This window comes from Mucilaginibacter sp. SMC90, assembly GCF_022811725.1.
In the GTDB taxonomy this organism is placed as follows: Bacteria; Bacteroidota; Bacteroidia; order Sphingobacteriales; family Sphingobacteriaceae; genus Mucilaginibacter.
In genome coordinates, this window is sequence record NZ_CP094527.1 from 4,628,825 (window position 1) to 4,650,362 (window position 21,538).

Consider the following 21,538-nt stretch of genomic DNA (forward strand, 5'->3'; position numbering starts at 1 on the left):
CTAAATCATAGCCTGTTAAAGCCCCGTATGCCCTATACTATATTGCCGGCAAAAATGAATCTTATATACCGGATAATTTAATGCCGGGAGACCAAAATGTACAACATGCCAATAAATATGTACAGTATGACAATTTGCAGCTACAAATTTTATAGTTCTTTGTATTTGAAATATACATTTAAACCTATCCCAATTTTTCAAAAATTATAAATACTTATGAGTAAAACCCTATTCAAGAAAAAGATTATTTTATTGATCGTTATTTTTATTTCCAGTTATAACATAAGCTCCGGTTTTCAGGCACCTGCCGGAAGCAGGTTATCCCCAACCGATACAGCCTCCGTTCCGAAAGAAATTGAAGACCCTGAAAACATCGGCATAAACAAAGAAGCCAGCCATGCCACCCTGATGCCTTATGGCTCATTGAAAGAGGCGTTGACAGCAAATCGCCACGCCTCATCATTTAGCCGGAGCCTGAATGGCCTTTGGAAATTTAACTGGGTAGACTGGCCGCAAAAACGCCCTGTTAACTTTTATAAACCCGATTACGATGTATCTAAATGGAAGGACATCAAAGTACCGTCTAACTGGCAGGTTGAAGGCTATGGCACCCCCTACTACAGCAACTTCACTTATATCTTTCAAAAAGATTTTCCAAGGGTGATGAGCACCCCTCCTGAAAAATATACAGCTTTCAAAGAACGCAATCCGGTGGGCAGCTATCGCCGCGATTTTACGGTACCTGCGCAGTGGAGCGGTCGCCGTATTTTTATCACTTTTGATGGTGTTGATGCCGGTTTCTTTATCTGGGTAAATGGAAAAAAGGTGGGCTATAGCGTAAACAGCCGTAATGCTGCTGAGTTTGACCTTACCAAATACATAAAACCGGGCAAAAACACATTGGCTGTCGAGGTATATCGTTTTACTACAGGCAGTTATCTGGAAGACCAGGATATGTGGCGCTTAAGCGGCATTTTCAGAAATGTAACCCTTTGGAGCAGTCCGCAGGAACATATAAGGGATTATTTTGTAAAAACCAATCTTGACAAACAGTATAAAAATGCCGATGTTCAGGTATCAACTAAAATAAAAAATTACGGCACCGCTGCGGTTAAAGCACGCGTACTGGATGTGGTTTTATACAACGGCAGTGTACCTGTACCGGGAGCAACTGCAAAAAAGGCTATCCCAGCACTTAAACCAGGCGAAGAAGTAACAGTTGAAACCAGTTTCCATGTAAATAACCCTCAAAAATGGACGGCAGAAACACCAAAGCTTTACACAACTGTAGTTAAAATCAATGATGGCGCTAACGCCGTTGAAACCCTGTCATCCCGTACAGGTTTCAGAAGCATTGAAATCAAAGGCCGCCTGTTCCTCGTTAATGGTGTGCCTATTAAGCTGAAAGGCGTAAACCGCCACGAAAACTGGCCAAATGATGGCCACGCGGTTACTGAAGAACAAATGATCAGGGATATCGTATTGATCAAGCAGGCTAACTGTAATCACGTGCGTACCTGTCACTACTCAGATGATCCGCTCTGGTACGAGCTCTGCGACCAGTATGGTATTTACCTTGTTGCCGAAGCCAATTTGGAAAGCCACGGTGCCTGGGACGAGTTTAATGAAGAGCCAAGGATCAAAGCTGCACTAATTGACAGGAACGTAGCCAATGTAGAGAACTTCAAAAACCATCCTTCGGTTATTATCTGGAGCTTGGGTAACGAGTGCGGCAGCGGCGGCTCAAACTTCAGGGCTATCCTGAAAGTGATCAAAGATATCGACTCTACCCGCCCTACACACTACCAGGGTTTCGGTATCGGTAAAAACAACCCTGCCGATATGGACAGCGAAATGTATACCGACGTTGAAAACCTTGAAAAACATGCTAACGATAATACGTTAACCAAGCCATTTTATCTGTGCGAATATGCGCACGCCATGTTCAACTCCATGGGTTCGGTGGATATTTACAACGATTTGTTCGATAAATATCCGCAGCTTTTAGGCGGCGCTATCTGGGAGTGGCAAGATCAGGGGATTTACAACAACCGCGACCCGAAACACCCGATAACGGCTTTTGGCGGCGGCTTTGGGGAGTATCCAAATGATCAGTACTTTATCCATAAAGGCGTTGTGTTCTCTGATCGTTCATTGAAACCTCACTACCCTGAGTTGAAACATGCCTACCAGTGGATCAGCATACATGCTAAAGATCTGAAAAACGGCATCGTTACCATTAAAAACCGCTACCAATTCATTACCCTTAATAGCTTTACCGCCAAATGGGAAGTGAGCGAAAACGGCACCCCTGTATCATCAGGCAACCTGGCCCTGCCAGAAATAAAACCGGGTAATGAACAAGATGTAAAAATCCCATACAATGTTACTCCTAAACCCGGAGCCGAATATTTCCTGAAGGTTTCGTTTGATCAGGCTGCCGATAATATGTGGGCAAAAAAAGGCTTTGAAGTTGCTACACAACAATTGGAATTACCAATAGCCACCCCTGCTGCTAAAGAACAACCAGCAACGGGTAAATTAACTTTTGCCGATGGCGGCAATGACATTAAAGTGAAAGGCCCGGGCTTCAGTCTTGAGTTTGACAAGGCTAAAGGCACTTTCTCGAAAATGGAAAAGGACGGAGAAAACGTATTACAGGATAATGGCGGCCCAATGCTGCATTTATGGCGCGCGCCGCACCGTAAAGATGATATGTGGGCTTATGACGATTATTGGGTTAAATACGGCTTAAAGGAATTGGCCTGGAAAACAGACGACGTAAAAGCTACCCAACTTGCTACCGGCCAAATAGAAATAAAAGTGAACCTTACAGGCACCGGAAAGCGCGAATTTGTGGTTCATCACCAGGCTGTTTATACCATAGATGGCAATGGTAATATTAAAGTAAACAACAATGTGAGCTTCAATGGTAGTGACAAAATAGTGCTTGGCCGCTTAGGAGTACGTTTGTTCCTCAAATCAGATCTTAACCAATTTGAATACTTTGGTCGCGGCCCGATGGAAAACTACGCCGATAGGAAAAGTGGTTTTGATGTTGGCCACTACGCAAGTAATATTGTTCAACAAATGACTCCATATGAAAAACCAATGGACTGCGGTAACCACGAGGATGTGCGCTGGGCTAAAGTGTTTACGGCTAAAGGCTCTGGCATAGCCGTAAAGCAGGAAAATGAGCTTTTCCAGGTAACAGCATTGCCCTATAGTGATGAGGAAATGACCGACGTAGAGTACAAAATCGATCTGCCGAAAAGCAAAGGCACAGTGTTATGCATCAGCCATAAAACTTTGGGTGTAGGTTCAAATGGCTGCGGCCCTAAACCACTGGAACAATACCGGGTTTATGCAAAACCTACATCATTCAGCTACCAGATTCAGTTGTTTGATAAAAAGTAAAGAGCTTTGTTGTGAAGTCAATTGTCTTAAGTTCTGAGTCCGAAGTTAATTCTTTGAGCTCAGAACTTAAGGTTTTGGGCTTAAATCCCCTTCCGGAAACGATTGCATAGTTTTAATTGGGCATATTCTTCTTTTGCATTTTAAGGTTGAGTAATCTTGTTAACAGATTTAAAATACCGCTGTAAAACAACCAATTAAAATTTTATCATCAGCCTCAATAACGGGCACAAATAACCAGTAATGAAAAAAGTATTTCTGCAATTATTGTTCATAACAACGTGCTTCAACTCGTTTGGACAGCAAACCATTGTTAAATACCTATCCGGCACCGATAAGGATCATACCATACAATGGGATTTTTTTTGCACCGAAGGGCGAAAAAGCGGGCAGTGGACAAAAATCGCGGTGCCATCCAACTGGGAATTACAGGGTTTCGGCACCTACAACTACGGGCACGATAAAGTTAAAGCCAACGAGCAGGGTTTATACAAACATGAATTTACCGCCGGCAACTGGCAAAACAAAAAGGTGTTCATCGTTTTTGAAGGCTCAATGACCGATACCAAAGTAACGGTGAACGGTAAACAAGCCGGCCCGGTACACCAGGGCAGCTTTTACCGCTTCAAATATGATATAACCGGCTTAATAAAACCAAACGCCCAAAACCTGCTCGAAGTTACTGTTGATAAAACATCGGCAAATGCATCGGTAAACGATGCTGAACGCCGCAACAGCGATTTTTGGGTTTTCGGGGGGATTTACCGCCCGGTGTACCTGGAAATTGTACCCGAAACTTTTATTGAAAGGCTTGCCATAAATGCCAAAGCCGATGGCTCCTTTCAGGCCGACATATACTCGCAAAATTTAAAAGGCGATGAAACCATTGAAGCACAGGTTCAAAAACTAAACGGCGAAAAAGTAGGCCAGCCCTTCAGTATAAAAGCAAACACTACAGCCGAGCATCTCGAACTAAAATCGAATTTTAATAAGCCCTTATTATGGAGCGCCGAGTTTCCTAACCTGTACCAGGTTATCGTAGCGATCAAAAACAAACAAAGTGTTATACACAGCATTAAGCAAAAATTTGGTTTCCGCACGGTTGAGTTGAGGGTTAACGATGGATTGTATGTAAACGGTGCCAAGATTGTGATGAAAGGCAGCGATCGTCATAGTTTTTGGCCTGAAACCGGTCGTACGCTAAGTCATGAGATCCAATTAATGGATGTTAAGCTGATGAAGCAGATGAACATGAACGCGGTACGTATGTCGCACTACCCACCCGATGCTGATTTTTTAGATGTATGTGATTCGCTGGGTATTTATGTACTTGATGAACTTACCGGCTGGCAGGCCAACTATGATACAGAAACCGGCCATAAACTGGTTAAAGAACTGGTGCTGCGTGATGTAAACCACCCGGCTATCCTGTTTTGGGACAATGGTAATGAAGGCGGCTTTAACCGGGCGCTGGATAATGACTATGGCCTGTATGATCCGCAAAAACGTACGGTGATCCATCCCTGGGAAAAGTTTAACGGCACAGATACCAAGCATTATCCTGATTATAATTATATGGTTAACGCGGCTGCAAAGGGGCAGGAAGTATTTTTCCCTACTGAGTTTATGCACGGTTTGTATGATGGTGGTGCAGGTGCCGCACTTGATGATTTTTGGGCACAAATGGTGAAACACCCCCATGGCGCAGGCGGTTTCATCTGGGCATTTTTAGATGAGGCAGTTATCCGTACCGATAAAAACAACACTTATGATGCCGATGGCAACCACGCTCCAGACGGTATAGTTGGCCCGCACCGCGAAAAAGAAGGTAGTTTCTATGCCATTAAAGAGATCTGGTCGCCGGTGTATATTGATCCGCAGCCCGTTGATAAAACTTTTAACGGAAAGATCCCGGTTGAAAACAGGTATAGCTTTACTAATCTTAACCAATGTACTTTTAAATGGCAGCTGGTTAAATTTCCATCGGCCAGTGCCAAAACCACGGCTGCAATTGTAAGCGCAGCCGGCTCAATGGCAAAATTTGATCTTAAGCCCGGTGAAAAAGGTGTGCTCAATTTGAATCTGCCAACATCGTGGGCCAAAAGTGATGCGCTGTATCTTACCGCTTACGGGCCGGATAAAAAGGAGATCTTTACCTGGAGCTGGGCATTAAAAACACCTGCGGCTATTAACAAAATAGTCTCATCCCCTGCTAAATCTGCAATAAAAATCAATGAAGTTGGTCAGCAGCTTCAGGTTGTATGTGATGGTATCACTTATTATTTCGATAAAGCTACCGGCTATATTCAAAAAGTGGTTAAACCTTCAGGTACCGTTTCATTATCAGGCGGTCCTGTTTTGGCGGGTGTAAATACATCATTAAAACAGTTTACCAATAAGGCCATTAAAGGCGGGCATATTGTTGAAGCCGATTATGATGGTGCGGCAACCCTGCATGTAAAATGGACCTTCACCCCGGGCCAGCCTGCAAAACTGGAATATCAATATACTCAAAAGGGCGACGCAGATTTTATGGGTATCACTTTTAATTATCCTGAGGAAAAGATCACCGGGATGAAATGGCTTGGCCGCGGCCCTTACCGTGTTTGGAAAAACAGGCTTAAAGGACAACAATTTGGTGTATGGCACAAGGCATATAATAATACCATTACCGGCCAAACCTGGGACTATCCCGAATTTAAGGGTTATCATTCTGAACTTAACTGGGCGGTTATCGAAAATAAAGAATCACCTTTTACAGTTTATACGACCGATAAAAACATCTACCTGCAAATGCTGCACCCGGCAAGGGAACAGGCTGCCCTCGAAAACAATAATGTTGAACCGGCTTTTCCTGAAGGCAGTATCGGTTTTTTAAACGCTATAAGCCCAATCGGCACCAAGTTTCAGGCTGCTAAAGTGATGGGGCCACAAAGCCAAACCAATCATGCCAGCGGCGAACCGGTAAACGGTACGCTATGGTTTGATTTTAAACATTGATCATCAAACACTAAACCAATCAATAAAATAAACCTTTATGAAACCATCATTCCGCGATAAATACAGTACAAAACGCCATGCCCTTTTCATGTTGACAGGCATGGGGGTTGTCATGTTTATGTGCTCATCGTATGTTTTTCATACGCCCAAATCCAACAGCGCAGCCGAACCGCCCTTGATCACAGTAAATGTGCAGCAAATCAGCGCCAATTTGCAATCACCAACTGCTTTAACCTTCCCGGGTGATGGCGAGATCTGGGTAACCGAGCAGCCCGGAAAAATCCGCGTGGTGAAAGATGGTAGATTGCTCACTGAGCCGCTGCTTGATCTGCGAAGCAAAATGCTCAAAGTAAATAAAGGTTATGAAGAACGTGGTTTATTAGGGATTTGTCTGCACCCGCAGTTTAAAACGAACAAAAAATTTTACGTTTTTTATAGCACCACTACCACCGGCAAGTTTAACCACAAGGATGTAATAGCCGAGTATAAGCTATCGGCAAATTCAGATGCTATTGACCCAAACAGCGGCCGGGTGATCCTTGCGCAGGATAAACCCGATGGCAATCACGATGGCGGCTGCATCCAATTTGGCCGCGATGGTTATTTATACATCTCGTTTGGTGATGGCGGCGGGCAGGGCGATAAGCACGGCGAAATTGGTAATGGGCAAAATTTAAGTAACCTGCTTGGCAAAATCCTCCGTGTTGATGTTAACGGCAACACGCCTTACAGTATCCCCAAAAACAACCCTTTTGCAGGTAAAAAAGATGCAGCTCCCGAGATCTGGGCTTATGGTTTTCGTAACCCGTACCGTTTTTCGTTCGATAAAGCATCGGGACAGTTGTTTGCAGGCGATGTAGGTCAGGATCTTTGGGAAGAAGTGGATATTGTAACCAAAGGTGCCAACTACGGCTGGCGCTTAACCGAAGGAACGCACTGCTATAACCCTGCTACAGGCTGTGACATTAAAGGAATTACCATGCCCATTGCCGAGTACAGCCATACCGAAGGCGTTTCCGTTATTGGAGGTTACGTTTACAACGGCAAACAAGTACCTGTTTTAAGAAGTAAATATGTATTTGCCGATTGGGTAGGTAAAGTATTTTACCTGCAGAAAAGCGGTAGCCAATGGCAACGTGGCAAAATTACCTTTCAAAATATCCCGGCTAATTTAAAGATCATCGGTTTTGGCGAGGATCCGGCTGGCGAAGTTTATGTTTTGACCAATTCAGATACGGGGCCGGAAAATGCCAACGGGAGTATTTATAAAATTGTGAAGAATTAAAAAATCTGCTGCGGGTTTAGCGTAGCGTAACCCGTGGTGAAACATAGCTAAAGTTTTCAACCTTAGTTCAATTGTGTTTATAAACTTACTTTCCGTCACCCGGCGGTATCGCTATTCGCCGTCCGAAGTCACAAGCTTCGGACGGTTTTTTTTAGAGCCACCGCTCGGCTCCAGCCCACAAGTGCAGGGAAAAGATTAGGGATTGTTGATGTAAAATGCCATGTCGAGGAGGAACAACAAAACAATCTCGTAGCTATGCAAATCGAACATGCATTGGCTACGAGATTGCCACGCTACGCTCGCAATGACATGTTTTTATTTGTTTTTTCAGGTAATTTTCATTTTCCCGACACCTGAGCGTTTTAAGTGAGCAGTAGAACGATAGCGCCTGTAATCACATAAAATAAATAAACACCAAAAGGTAAATATGCTTAAAGCAAACTTTGAGGTGTTTTACAGCCAAAGCCAATTGGTTTTCAACGGTTCGTTTTGAGATGTTCAACCGTTCGGCTATTTCTGAGTTAGAAAGGTTATCGAACCGGCTTAATTCAAAAATTTCCTGGCACCGTTTGGGTAACTGATCCAAGTGACCGTTAAGCAGGTTATCTATTTCTGTTTGCCTGATGCGCGTTTCGCCATCATTGGTTTCATGCCGTCCTTCAACCACCAGCTCATCTTTAAAAACGATTTCCAGCTTAACTGCTTTGCGGCGTTTATAGATCTGAAAGCGCACGGATGTTTGCATAAAATTAGGGAAAGAAGTAATCTCCAATTCTTTTCGGCGGTTCCAGATGCTCACAAACACATCGTTCACAGCCTCGGCACAAACCTCGTCGTCATCAAGATAGTAATGAGCGGTTTTATAAAGACTTACCCAGTAGCGATCAAACAGCAAATTGAATGCAGTCGCATCGTCCCCGCGTACGGCATGCCATAGCTGAATATCTGTTTTTGAGTGCTTTAACATTATAACTGGTATTATAAAAATACTCAAAAAAATGTTTAAAACACACAATAAAATAAAAATATAAAAAAAGTGTGTGAGTTTTTTTAAGCACCGGGTACTATACTTATATAAACCACAAAATGTCAAAACAGGATTTTATTTCACTTTACGAAAAGTTTCTTTCCGGGCAATGTACCGAAGAAGAAAAGCAGCTTTTGGAAAGCCACTATTCTGAAATAAAGCTCATGGACAATGAATGGGACACTGCACTTGGCGATGAGGATATCATTAAGGCGAAAATAATTGCCAAAATACACGCAGAAACAGATTTTCAGAATGTGACGGATACCCGTAGAAAAGTTTCTTTTACCTGGATGAAGTATGCGGCCAGCATAGCTTTTTTATCAATGGTAGGCTTTTTTTCATGGCACTATTGGTGGCAAAAACCAGGAAATACGCAATCGGCCAACAACATTTTACCTGGCAAAAACCAGGCTTACCTTACCCTGGCCAATGGCCAATCAATTATTTTACATAACGCAAAAAACGGGCAGATAGGCACAAACTCCGGTATTATTATAAACAAAATAAACGACAGTATTTTAACATACTCAAAAAATAATAATATTAATAATAAACCAAGGGCAACATCTGCTCCCGATAGTAACCTGCTTACTATACCACGCGGAGGTGTTTTTCAAACTGTACTTTCTGATGGTACAAAAGTATGGCTTAACTCGGCTTCATCAATAAAATATCCAGTGGTGTTTGCGGGTAAGGAACGCAAAGTTGTGCTTAGCGGCGAAGCTTATTTTGAGGTTGCCAAAAATAAAAAAATGCCTTTCAGGGTAGCAGTTAATGGGATGGATGTGCAAGTTTTGGGTACTCATTTTAATGTAATGGGCTACCCCGAAGATAAGCAGGTTCAAACCACTTTGCTGGAAGGTTCGGTTAAGCTGCATTCAGCAACCGGCACAGCGCAGTTAACGCCGGGGCAGCAAGGCGTGTTTAATGATGCTCATTTTACAGTTGAGCCGGTAAATACCGACGACGTAGTAGCCTGGAAGGATGGTTTTTTTGTATTTGATAACGAAAGCGTTGAAAGCATCATGCAAAAAATTGGCCGCTGGTATGATGTCGACGTAGTTTTTCAGAATAAAAAAAGCTTGCCCGGCCAGCACAGTTTTGGCGGTACAATTTCCAGGCATAAAAACATTGATATCGTGCTTAAAGCACTTGAAGCAACAGGATCAGTTCACTTTAAACTTACAGGAAGGAGGGTTATAGTGATGGATTAACGCTTACTTAACCTCTTCATTGTAAACCCTTAAGCAAAAAAGAGACCAGGAGCAGGTCAGAGCGCCCCCGGTCAAATACCTTTCGGCATAAGGGTCAATAACCGATTATTTTCTTACAACCAATTAATTACTAACCCTAACCAAATGTATAAATTTTTCATTGCATTCCCATGCAACTGGGACCGGCGTGTCCTGTTCAAAATTTTGCTGATAATGAAACTCACGTTTGTTTTATTGCTGGCCGCATTGCTTCATGTAAGTGCCGCCTCCTATTCGCAAAACATTAATTTAAAGGTAAAAGATGTTTCACTTTTAGATTTGTTTAAACAGCTGCACCGGCAAAGCGGTGTTGAATTTGTGTATGATAACAAAATGCTGCAGGATGCAAAGCATGTGAGTATCAACGCTGTAAATGAGCCTCTATCTGCAGTGCTTGACAGGTGTTTTTCTCAACAGTCCCTAACTTATGAGATCATCCAGAACATGATCGTTATTAAACGAAAGCCTGCCGATAATATAACAGATATAACATCCGGCAATAAGCCGCAGGCCATAGTAGTAACCGGAAAAGTCACCGACGATAAAGGCCTTCCCCTACCCGGCGTAACCGTAAAATTAAAAGAGGGACCGGCAAGTACATCAACCCGTAAAGATGGTTCATACTCCATAAAACTACCTGATGGCAACGGCACCCTGATGTTCACCTTTATTGGATTTGCTACGCAGGAGGTACCGGTAAATAACAACCGGGAGATTAATGTTGTGCTTAAAGAAATAGCCACAGGATTAAATGATGTAGTTGTGGTTGGTTACGGACAGCAAAAAAAGGTGAGCTTAATTGGTGCCATAAGCACCGTAAAAGCTGAAGACCTGAAACAACCGGTGGCCAACCTGTCTGATCTGATAGCTGGTCGCGTTGCGGGAGTTATTGGTGTACAACGCAGCGGACAGCCAGGATATGATAATGCCGAGATCTACGTCAGGGGCATATCTACGTTTACGAGCAGCAGTCCGCTTGTGCTGGTTGATGGTGTGGAGAGAGACCTTGCCAACGTAGACCCGGAAGATATAGCCAGTTTCAGTATCCTTAAAGATGCTTCGGCCACAGCAGTTTACGGTGTAAGAGGCGCAAATGGTGTTATCCTGATCCAAACCAAAAAAGGCAAAGTAGGCAAAGCCATGATTAACGCGCAATATGACCAGGGCATTACGCAATTTACACGCATCCCCAAATTTGCAGATGGAGTTACCTACCTGCAAATGGCTAATGAGGCCTATAAAAATAGCAACCCCAATGACCCATTACCTAAGTATAGCGATGAGCGCATCCAGAAAACAGCGAGCGGTGCCGACCCCGATTTGTATCCCAACGTTGACTGGTTTAAAGTTTTGTTCAATAAGTTTGGTCAAAACCGCCGGGCAAGGGTCAACGCCAATGGAGGTTCAGAGAGCGCACAATATTATCTTTCTGTAGGGTATTATAACGAAAACGGTTTGTATAAAACAGATCAACTGGCCAATTACAACTCAGCAATTAAGTTTGACAGGTACAATTTCACATCCAACTTAACACTCAATGTTACCAAAACAACCAAGGTTGATTTCGGTGCTTCGGGCTGGATAAGCAATGGCAACTACCCTGGCAGTTCGGTTGATGCCATCTGGAGCTCGGCCTACATCATGCCGCCAATTGTGATCCCTCCTGTTTACTCCAATGGCCTGCACTCTCAAATTCGTACTGCCGATGTATCAAACCCATACAACCTGCTTACCCAAAGCGGTTATGTAAACGAGTTCAGGAGTCAGTTATGGAGTAATATTCGTGTAACGCAGGATCTAAGCAAAATAGTAAAAGGTCTTTCGGCCACGGCCATGTACTCTTTTGACAACTACAATACCCATACCATAAGCCGCACAAAAACGGTTGATGGTTACCTGGCCACCGGCCGCGACGATCAAGGGAACCTATTGCTCGATAAAACATCTATCGGCACCAGTTTTCTGGGTTATAGCCGTTCAAATGGCGGTACACGGCAGTTTTATACCGAGGCAGCCATTAACTACAACAATACTTTTGGCAAACACGCTGTTACGGGCTTGATCCTGTATAACCAATCGGACAGGGAAGACGCTTTTGCCAATGATTTTATTAGCTCTATCCCCTACCGTTATATGGGCCTTGCGGGCCGTGCTACTTATGCATATAACAATAAATACCTGGCCGAAGCCAACTTTGGGTATAACGGTTCCGAAACCTTCGCACCCGACCATCGCTTTGGATTTTTCCCATCATTTGGCTTAGGATGGGTACTATCCGAAGAATCCTTTTTCAAGCCGCTGGCAAACACATTTCAATTTTTAAAACTCCGGTACTCATATGGAGTGGTTGGTAACAGCAACATTGGCGGCCGCAGGTTTGCGTACATTTCAACTGTTGGCGGTGGTAATGGCAACTATTCGTACGGACAAAACGGTACCGATCAAAGCCTGAACGGGCTTGATATAGGTGATTATGCCGTAAGTGTTACCTGGGAAAAGGCTAAAAAGCAAAACCTTGGTATTGAATTAAAAATGCTGGACAACGCCCTTTCGTTAACTGCCGATGTTTTCCAGGAAAACAGAACAGGTATTTTCAGGCAACGCGGCGATGTGCCAAACTATACAGGTATCCGCACCCTTCCTTACGCCAACCTTGGCGAAGTGCATAACCGAGGTATTGATGCCACCCTTGATATTAGCAAACGGGTTAACACCAACTGGACAGTAGCATTCAGAGGTAACTTTACCTGGAACCGGGCCAAAGTGATCAATGATGCCAACGCACCATGGCCATATCCATGGCAACAGCGCATAGGGCGTAAACTTGGGCAACGTTTTGGCTATACAGACCTTGGCTTGTTTCAAAGCGACGCAGATGTGGCAAACAGCCCTTACCAAACTGGTACCAACAAAGCGGGCGATATCAAATATAAAGACCTGAACGGCGATGGCAAGATCGACAATTTTGACCAGGGGCCTATCGGCTATGGCAGTATTCCGGAAATTGTTTACGGCTTTGGCCCAACAGTTAGCTATAAAGGCTTCTCGGTAGCCGGATGGTTTAAAGGCATCAGCAATGTTGATGTTTCCTTAAACGGCGATGGACTACAGCCCTTTAGTCAAGGTGGGGAACGCGGCAACCTGCTTGCCCAAATCACCGACCGGTGGACACCAAACAGCACTAACCCGCGTCCGTTTTATCCGCGCCTTACTTACGGCAACGATAACATGAACTACGCCAACAGCACCTGGTGGGTAAAAAACGGTGCATTTATGCGCCTGCAAACGCTGCAGTTCAGCTATGATTTTGCAGGAGCCAAGTGGCTTCGTTCGGCAGGTATGTCAAACTTCAGCATCTACTTTATCGGTTACAACTTGTGGACAGTAAGCGGATTTAAGCTTTGGGACGTGGAACTTGGCGACGGGCGCGGAGCGCAATACCCTTTGCTTAAAACTTATAATATGGGCATCAAATGCACCTTTAAATAATTTGATCATACAGCATATATATTAAATATGAAAAATACTATCATAAAGTGCAGCACTGTAATATTAACAGTAGTACTGCTGTTTAGCAGCAGTTGCAAAAAATACCTTGACCAGGTTCCTAATGACAGGATCACCATTGAGCAGGTATTTCAAAAGAAAGGCCCCTCTGAACAATACCTGGCCAATATATACAGCTACGTTGATGACCTATCAGAGCAGTGGACACAAAATCCCTGGCTTGGCAACGCAGATGAGGTGGATGTAACCTGGTCAAAGTACACCATATATGATCTTAATATCGGCAACATAGGTGCAAGCAATGCCATATTTGACAGGTGGGGTTATTATTATAACGGCATCCGCGCGGCTACCTATTTTTTAAACCATATTGACGGTAATGCAGAAATCCTGGCTTTAAACGGCCAGCAGCTCATTGATCAATACAAGGCAGAAGCCCGTTTTTTACGTGCTTACTTTTATTTTTTACTAATGCGCCAATATGGCCCCGTAGTTTTGGTGGGCGAAAAAGAAATACCAGCAGATGCAAGTGCTGATGCCATGCAGTTGCCCCGCAGTACTTATGATGAATGCGTTAATTACGTAAGCAGCGAGCTGGATAAGGCTGCTGCTGTATTACCTCGGGTTGCTTCAAACAACGGACAAGCCAGCGATGTGCAGGCAGGCCGCGCTACAGTTGGGATGGCACTGGCTGTAAAAGCAAGGCTATTACTTTATGCCGCAAGTCCATTATACAACGGTAATGCCGAATACGCCTCGTTTAAAGGGCAAGATGGCAAACAGCTTATCAACCAGGCTTATGACGTACAGAAATGGAAGAAGGCCGCCGATGCTGCTAAAGCAGTTATCGACCTTGGTTTATATCAATTATATAAAGATGGCAGCGGAGATCCGGTGAAGTCATATCAGGGTGTGTTTTTACAGCAATGGAATTCGGAGCAGATCTTCGACCGAAAATCAAATAACTTACCCACCTGGGATACTCACTGCATGCCGCGCCAGGCTGGCGGCTGGGATGGCATAGGCGTAACGCAGGAACAGGTTGATTCCTATTTCATGAAGGATGGCAAACCAATACAGGAATCATCTATTTATTCTGAAACTGGTTATACCAACGTAAATGGCGTACAGATTTATAACATGTACATTAACCGCGAGCCAAGATTTTATGCTTCGGTTACCTATAATAATGCCGTTTTTCAGGGTGGCAATATGCAATCTGCAGCCCCGATCAGCTTTTTTATAAGCGGCCCCAATGGCAAAAACGGCCACCCTACTGATTTTACCAAAACAGGCTACCTTGTACGCAAAAATGTAGGTACGCAAACCAATTCTGGCTCGGGAGGTAACGGTGCACAGCAGGCCCGTCCGTTGGTGTTATTCAGATTGGGCGAAGTTTACCTGAATTATGCTGAGGCTTTGAACGAGTACAGCCCCGGTGATGCTGATATTGTAAAATACATCAACCTGATCAGGGACCGGGCCGGCGTACCGTTATATGGCAGTGCCGATTTGCCGATCCCCCCAAGTCAGGCAGATATGCGTACGCGTATAAGACAGGAACGCCGCGTTGAACTGGCTTTTGAATCATTAAGATGGTTTGATATTCGCCGGTGGAAAATTGCAGCCCAGGTTATGGGCGATGTGCATGGCATGAACATGAATAAAGATGGCGACGACTTTTATAAAAGAACGGTTGTAAGCAGTCACCTGTTCCGGTCGCCGGCCTCCTATTGGTTCCCGATAAGCCAGTACGATATGGACCGCTCAAAGCTGGTGGTTCAAAATCCCGGATGGTAAGCAATTCAATTATTTTTCAGTAAAGCATTTATGAAAACTCAACATATAATAAAGCTCACAGGCATTATCGCCTTTGCTCAAAGTGTTTTTTTATTTGGCTGCAAAGACAACGTAGTATTGCCTTACCAGCCGATAGACAGCTATACCCAGATATACATGCCCGAAGCAGTGAACGGGCCTGTGGTTAAAACCCTTAAGATAACCGATAGCGTACAAACTCTTATCTACGGGGCCAATTACGGAGGCCAGGGCTATCCCGGCAACGATATATCTGTTAATTTTGCCGTAAACGAAGCCAAGGCCGATAGTTTTAACGTTGCTAACAAAACTGATTATCCGCTTTTGCCCGTTGGCAGTTATACCCTATCGTCAAACGCAGCAATTATACCTAAAGGTAAGGTGAGTACAGCACCCTTAACTATCAGTATAAAAACTAATGGCACCGGTGCAATGGATGCCTTAAAAACCTACATTTTACCGGTTAGCATCTCAGGCAGCCCCGTAAAAGTGCGCGAAGCTTTGCGCACAACTTTTTATATACTAAAAGCCCAGCCCGACTTTAACGATTATTCCAACTATGATCGCGCCAAATGGGAGATCATAGGGTTTTCATCGCAGGAAGCCAATGGCGAAGGGCCCAATAACGGCAGGGCTGTATTTGCACTTGACGGCAGCATCGATACATTTTGGCATACACAATGGTCGGGGGCATCGCCGGTCCCGCCGCATTATATCATTATAGATATGAAAGAGGTAAAAAACTTACATGGTGTGTCATTTGTAGGACGCCAGTCTGATGGTGGTGGTAAGCCTAACGAGGTTAATATCCAGGTTAGCCTTGATAATACTACGTGGACAGATGCCGGCACGTTTAACCTTTTAAACAATAAGGACCTCCAAAAGCAGTTTTTACCTAATGGCTTTAAAAGCGCGAGGTACATTAAAGTAATCATCAATTCGGCTTATAACGGCTCCTATACGCAGATAGCTGAGTTTAATGCCTTCTAAAAATCAAAAACAACGGGCGGCAACCTAACCGCCTGTTGTTTTAAAACCCTGCACTACACGAAAAACATATTTTTAGCCGAAAACACCCGGCCCGGGAATTCTTTGGCCATACCAATCCATTTTATACATACACACCTATTTATAACAAAAAAATCATGAAGAAGTACAACCTAAAAAAAGGCTCAGCCAAACAATTTTTAATACCGCTCGCGGCGGGTATTGCGTTGATATTTTCGGCCTGCAAAAAGAACAGCTTTGTAAAGGCTAATGCTAATCAGCCAACTTCGGGCGGAAAGCTGAGTACCCACAACGTCGTTAATCCGGGGAATGCCGATGTAGCGTTCAACGCTTACAACAGTGCCTTTTTAGTAAATTCGGGAGGGCAAACGTTTTACAAAAAATCCATCAGTGACGGTACGGCTGATGGTACCTGGGTTGCATCGCTGGATATCCTTGTGGCCGAAGATGCATATGAACGTACAGGCAGCGCGGCGCATAAAACACTGGTTAATAACCTTTGTACCACCTGGCTCCAAAACACTCCAGTACCGTGGACCTGGGACGGCTGGAACGATGACATCGGCTGGTTTTCGCTGGCGCTGGTCCGTGGTTACCAGATCACTGGCAACTCCAACTTTTTAACCCAGGCCAAATACGGCTTTGACATGGCTTTCGCCCGTGGCTGGGATACCCAATACAACGGAGGCGGCATATGGGAGCAGCAACCTGATATGACCCCGGCCGGCGACCCCATCAATAAACAATCGCTATCCAATAACAGCCTCGGAAAAGTGGCCTGCTACATTTACCAAAGCACACATGATCAAAACTATCTGAATAAAGCCATACAGATTTACGATTGGGTTTGGCACCATATTTATAACTCTACAACCGGCCAAATCTATGCAGGAATAGATCGAAACAACGTGGTTGATACAGGTTCGGCAGTGTATAACCAAGGCACATTTGTTGATTTTGCCAATTTACTTTATCAAATAACGGGCAACGTGAATTACTATAATGATGCCAAACGATCAATTGATTATGTAAAAAACAACATGACCACCAACGGCATAATCACTAACAACGCTGGCTATTTAAATACATGGGGGGATGAATTTGCACGCGGTTTGGGCCATTTTGTAAGAGATAACCGCATGTGGAGCACCTACTACTCATGGATGGTACAAAACGCTAACGCCATCTGGGCCAACCGCTGTACCGATTACAACATAACCTGGAATGGCTGGAACCAGGCAACCCCTAGCGATAATACTTTAACAACAAGTAAATTTGCCAGTGCGGTTGCATGGTTACAATACACTCCCGGTGCACAGCCAGACGATATTGCCGGTACGCATTACATAGTAAGCAATCAAAATGGCGTAGCTGTTGATAACAACAATACCACTACCAACGGCGCAGGCGTAGTGCAATGGGGATTAAATCATGGACAAAACCAAAAATGGAATTTCACGCAGAATGAGGATAGTTCATGGAATATCGTAAGCCAGGCAAGCTGGCTGGCATTGGATGTTCCGGGCGGCGCTACGACAAATGGATTACAGCTTGATCAATGGACACCAACGCGTGCCAATAACCAGCGCTGGTGGGTTGATAAACAAGCCGACGGCACGTACAAAATATGGAGCCAGGCAACAAGTGGCGCTTTGGATAATTCAAGCTCATCAGTAAATGGTTATAAACTTGTACAATGGGGCTGGAATGGCGGCGATCCTCAACGCTGGCTATTGCAGTAGAATACCCTAACATAAAAAAATGGCACGTACAGATTGTTGTACGTACCATTCTTTTGGAGGCTATTTTCTTGTAAAGACCCATCTGATGCGCCGTTATACATAAAGTCAAACGTTTCAGCGGCTACTCAGGCCAACTAATCAATAACCTGCCATCTTTTAACAATATACCTGTAGCTTTTAAATTTGCCATTACGTTTAACCTCGCCTTTATTTTTATTCCATAACAGGTTTATGGTATTATAAGCGCCATTTTCATAGTTAAAGGTAACGCCGTCATCCTCAAATAAAGTAGTTTTAGTTGCATTGCCGTACACGTAGCAGGTTATTTCAAATTTGGTATCAGGTGCAACAAACTCAACAGGCTTTGCAAGTGGTAAAATAGTGCCGGCCTTAATAAATATAGGCAGTTGGGTAAAGCTTGGTTTTATGGTATAATATTTACCGCCATCGTATTTTTGGTTAGTATTGTAATCATACCAGGTACCTTCAGGTAAATATACTTTACGCTCATCCATTTTTTCGGTTAAGGGCGCTGCCAGGATATCATTACCTATCATATACTCGTCTGACAAATTAAAAGTGTTTTTATCCTGCGGATAATCCATTACCAAAGCCCTGAATGGCGGGATGCCTTTAAAATGATAATCAGCAAAGGCATTGTATAAGTATGGGATAAGGCTCATTCTAAAATTCAGCAACTTGCGGATATCGGCTTCTACTTCTTTCGCATTATCCATCAGTTCCCCTTTATTATTTTTTTCTTTGTTGATCTGCAACCATGGTGGATTTTGCAGGTACCATGAATTATATAATGTTTGGGCCGATAGTACCGCCGTTTGGCTGCGGCGCATAAAATCTTTAACTGAGTTTGATTCCCGTACCTCCGGCGACCAGATCATGCCCGCAAAACCCGAATTAAGGATCATGCGAATATATTCGTCATGCAGGTAAGTGTCACTGTACAACGCAGCAGGATATGATGAGGCAAAAGCATTTGAAGCCCTTACGTCGAGATATGTTCGCCGGTTCAGCTTTTTATAAATACCGTATATTGTTTTCTGATAAAGCAAGCCAAAAAGTTGGTGCATCTGTTCGCCATCAATTCCTGAAGGAAATTGACTAAGCTCAGGAAAGCTCCAAGCACCACTGCCAAAAGCAATGTTTGAATTATCGCACTCATCCATTTTAAAGCCCGATATACCCTCATTTACAAACGTTTGTTGATGATAATTAGCAAATATGTTACTTGCCGCTGTATCCGCAAAATCAGGTACAAGACCGTTCCATACCAGGTAATTGCCGGCCTTACTTTGCAAAGGTTGATACAAAGGTGATTTAGGCGATACAAAAGCGTGTTCCCACAAATTGAGATGAAACCCTTTGTTCTTCATCGAATCGATAAACTTATCGGGTGTTGGAAAAAAGCTCTTGTTCCACACATAAGAACATGAATAGGAAGCAGTTTGCCAGCGTGGCTCCAACCCCAAAACATCGCATGGAATATGGTTATCACGAAAATAAGCCGCCATTTTATCTACCTGGTATTGATTAAAATCGGCCTTAACGCGATATTTTACACCAAGCCCCCAAATAGCGGGGAGTGCTCCGCCGCCTGAGAAAAGGTTATAACGCTGCATAGCTGTTTTAAGGTCTGCCCCTTCAAAAACAAATACCTCTATCCCTTTAGCTCCTGGGATATCTGCTATTACATGACCAGAGGCCCTGGTGTTGTTACTATACAACTCCTCAACCGAATTACCACCGTTGGTATCTTTAGCTTCGCTAATGTTTTTATTGTTTTTTTCGGTGTTTCCACAATAAAACGTGGTATAACGTGATGTATTGATCAAAATACCATAACCTTTGTTTGATACATAAAAGGTTGTTGGTCCGTGAGTATAACCAAGGTCATTTAGCGGATTATCATTAACTACGGGCCTCTTTTTTAAACCACGCTGATTAAATGAACCTATCTGCATGCCAAACCCATACAATTGCTCGGTATCATCTAACGGAATTTCGACTATAACGCCTCTGTTATTTACGTTAACTTTAATATCATTAATATCAAAAGGCAGCTTTCCGGCAGGCAGTTCACTCAAGGCCCCGTTAACAGGTAATTCGCTGCAAAAACTGTAGGGCGTAAACTTATCAGCAATCCCAACCGAAATCTTTTTTACGCCCGGTGCCGATTGTGTTATTTGGCTATGGGCATTTAAAACAACAAACTGACAAAAAACAAATAGGGCAATGATACAGGTAAGGGATCTTTTCATGTTTGGTTAGCGATGTAATGTTCAAAGTTAACATCGTCAACTTTAGCTGCACACTTTAATTGAACATAATTTGTGCATTTCAAAATAAATAACCAATATTTACCTTTAGTATTAAACTTTATCATGCTTTTTATACTTCTTTTAGCGCCAGGTGCAGCATACCGTCCGTATATTTTTAAAAATCAATTTAGCTGGTATCTGAACAATGGGCAATAATTTATCAAACCAGTGCCCCAATTGTGGTGCTGGATTACAGGCGGCAAGCAATACATTTAAGTGCCCCTACTGCGGCAGCACCTTTAATCCAAATTCAACTACTCCAAAAAACAATCAGTCTTCAACGGGGCTCCCGTATTATGATGATGCCGACACCCCAAAAAGGTCCTATGATCCATTAAGCAATACAGAAGGGCTGACCACATCTGCAGCGCAAAAAAAAACATCCGGTGTCGCGCCCGCATTGTTTTTATTGGCAGTTTTGGTGATATTGATAAGTATAGTGGTTGCAATTCAACACGAGGGTACCGGCTATTCATCCGCTACCGATTCGGTAACTATGGATACCACTTCCCAACCTGCCAAAACTGATAGTATAAAGCAAGATAGCAGCTCACCTAACGCTGATATCATCAAACAGCTATCATTAATAAAGGTAGACAGCTTAACCTTCAGGAAACTATATAAGGCGGCACGCAAAAAGCACGATCAGTTTTCTGGCAGCACGTTCATTTATGATAAATCTTCGCCGCAATATGTAAACTACAATGCAACTTATGCCTATATCGATAAAATTAGCCAGGGGAGTACGCTTCGTTTCTGTATTCAATACACTGCAAGCGAATGGTTATTTATAAAAAAAATAACCTTTAATGCCGACGGCGAAAACTATGATTACGAGCCTGAATTTAAAACAGATAGTGGCAATGGCGAAATCTGGGAATGGAGCGACGAATCTGTTAGCGATGATTATCTCTCCATGCTGGCTAAAGTAGCCACGTCAAAAAAAGTCCAGGCGAGGTACGATGGCACTAAATATTACAAAGTGGTTAGTATTACTCCAGTGCAAAAAGCGGCGCTTAAAAAACAACTTCAAATTTATAAAGGCTTGCTTTTAGGTTACAACAAGTAATTTTATTGTGTCCTTTTTGTTCTATAAAAAAAGAGATGCCACAATCAACGGCATCTCTTTTTTATCCCTTTAGGTA

The 21,538-nt window shown here is 43.5% G+C and carries 11 protein-coding genes; 9 read left to right on the plus strand and 2 right to left on the minus strand.

Annotation, left to right across the window (positions count from 1 at the left end):
• Positions 1-216: 216 nt before the first annotated feature.
• The 3 genes from MTO98_RS19535 to MTO98_RS19545 all read left to right on the plus strand — a co-directional run bounded on the left by MTO98_RS19535 (position 217) and on the right by MTO98_RS19545 (position 7,699).
• Positions 217-3,417, plus strand: coding sequence for a glycoside hydrolase family 2 TIM barrel-domain containing protein (locus MTO98_RS19535; RefSeq protein WP_243480633.1), 3,201 nt, complete (start codon positions 217-219; stop codon positions 3,415-3,417).
• A gap of 240 nt (positions 3,418-3,657) precedes the next feature.
• Complete coding sequence (locus MTO98_RS19540) at positions 3,658-6,414, plus strand: glycoside hydrolase family 2 TIM barrel-domain containing protein (protein ID WP_243480635.1); 2,757 nt, start codon at positions 3,658-3,660, stop codon at positions 6,412-6,414.
• Positions 6,415-6,451: 37 nt separating this feature from the next.
• Positions 6,452-7,699 (plus strand): sorbosone dehydrogenase family protein, encoded by a 1,248-nt coding sequence (locus tag MTO98_RS19545; RefSeq protein WP_243480636.1) that lies wholly within the window; start codon positions 6,452-6,454, stop codon positions 7,697-7,699.
• A 394-nt stretch (positions 7,700-8,093) separates the two neighbouring features.
• On the opposite strand, the gene MTO98_RS19550 is transcribed toward MTO98_RS19545, so the two are convergent.
• The gene (locus MTO98_RS19550) at positions 8,094-8,666 is read right to left on the minus strand and encodes an RNA polymerase sigma factor (RefSeq protein ID WP_243480638.1); all 573 of its coding nucleotides are present in this window, start codon (positions 8,664-8,666) and stop codon (positions 8,094-8,096) included.
• A gap of 119 nt (positions 8,667-8,785) precedes the next feature.
• Here MTO98_RS19550 and MTO98_RS19555 point away from each other — a divergent pair, with 119 nt between their 5' ends.
• From MTO98_RS19555 to MTO98_RS19575, 5 genes are all read left to right on the plus strand, one after another.
• Positions 8,786-9,943 carry a FecR family protein gene (locus MTO98_RS19555; protein WP_243480639.1) on the plus strand — a complete coding sequence of 386 codons (1,158 nt, stop codon included), beginning with the start codon at positions 8,786-8,788 and terminating at the stop codon, positions 9,941-9,943.
• Between the two features lie 213 nt (positions 9,944-10,156).
• Positions 10,157-13,471, plus strand: a complete 3,315-nt coding sequence (locus tag MTO98_RS19560; protein ID WP_243480640.1) for a TonB-dependent receptor — start codon at positions 10,157-10,159, stop codon at positions 13,469-13,471.
• 27 nt (positions 13,472-13,498) lie between these two features.
• Entirely contained in the window at positions 13,499-15,289 is a 1,791-nt protein-coding gene (locus tag MTO98_RS19565) for a RagB/SusD family nutrient uptake outer membrane protein (protein WP_243480642.1), read from the plus strand.
• A 30-nt stretch (positions 15,290-15,319) separates the two neighbouring features.
• A complete protein-coding gene (locus MTO98_RS19570; RefSeq protein WP_243480643.1) occupies positions 15,320-16,297 on the plus strand; it encodes a discoidin domain-containing protein in 978 nt (325 codons plus the stop codon).
• Between the two features lie 155 nt (positions 16,298-16,452).
• Positions 16,453-18,057, plus strand: a complete 1,605-nt coding sequence (locus MTO98_RS19575) for a glycoside hydrolase family 76 protein (RefSeq protein WP_243480644.1) — start codon at positions 16,453-16,455, stop codon at positions 18,055-18,057.
• Between the two features lie 134 nt (positions 18,058-18,191).
• Here the strand turns inward: MTO98_RS19575 and MTO98_RS19580 are convergent, their stop codons facing one another.
• The gene (locus MTO98_RS19580; protein ID WP_243480645.1) at positions 18,192-20,333 is read right to left on the minus strand and encodes a TIM-barrel domain-containing protein; all 2,142 of its coding nucleotides are present in this window, start codon (positions 20,331-20,333) and stop codon (positions 18,192-18,194) included.
• A 205-nt stretch (positions 20,334-20,538) separates the two neighbouring features.
• Between MTO98_RS19580 and MTO98_RS19585 the strand changes: the two genes are divergently transcribed.
• Positions 20,539-21,462, plus strand: coding sequence for a hypothetical protein (locus MTO98_RS19585; protein WP_243480646.1), 924 nt, complete (start codon positions 20,539-20,541; stop codon positions 21,460-21,462).
• Positions 21,463-21,538: the final 76 nt, after the last annotated feature.

Excerpts from the sequence above, each read along its gene's own strand:
- MTO98_RS19570 (WP_243480643.1), top strand. The coding sequence starts at position 15,320 with ATGAAAACTCAACATATAATAAAGCTCACAGGCATTATCGCCTTTGCT.
- MTO98_RS19565 (WP_243480642.1), top strand. The coding sequence starts at position 13,499 with ATGAAAAATACTATCATAAAGTGCAGCACTGTAATATTAACAGTAGTA.
- MTO98_RS19560 (WP_243480640.1), top strand. The coding sequence starts at position 10,157 with ATGAAACTCACGTTTGTTTTATTGCTGGCCGCATTGCTTCATGTAAGT.
- MTO98_RS19585 (WP_243480646.1), top strand. The coding sequence starts at position 20,539 with ATGGGCAATAATTTATCAAACCAGTGCCCCAATTGTGGTGCTGGATTA.
- MTO98_RS19535 (WP_243480633.1), top strand. The coding sequence starts at position 217 with ATGAGTAAAACCCTATTCAAGAAAAAGATTATTTTATTGATCGTTATT.
- MTO98_RS19545 (WP_243480636.1), top strand. The coding sequence starts at position 6,452 with ATGAAACCATCATTCCGCGATAAATACAGTACAAAACGCCATGCCCTT.
- MTO98_RS19540 (WP_243480635.1), top strand. The coding sequence starts at position 3,658 with ATGAAAAAAGTATTTCTGCAATTATTGTTCATAACAACGTGCTTCAAC.
- MTO98_RS19550 (WP_243480638.1), bottom strand. The coding sequence starts at position 8,666 with ATGTTAAAGCACTCAAAAACAGATATTCAGCTATGGCATGCCGTACGC.
- MTO98_RS19575 (WP_243480644.1), top strand. The coding sequence starts at position 16,453 with ATGAAGAAGTACAACCTAAAAAAAGGCTCAGCCAAACAATTTTTAATA.
- MTO98_RS19580 (WP_243480645.1), bottom strand. The coding sequence starts at position 20,333 with ATGAAAAGATCCCTTACCTGTATCATTGCCCTATTTGTTTTTTGTCAG.
- MTO98_RS19555 (WP_243480639.1), top strand. The coding sequence starts at position 8,786 with ATGTCAAAACAGGATTTTATTTCACTTTACGAAAAGTTTCTTTCCGGG.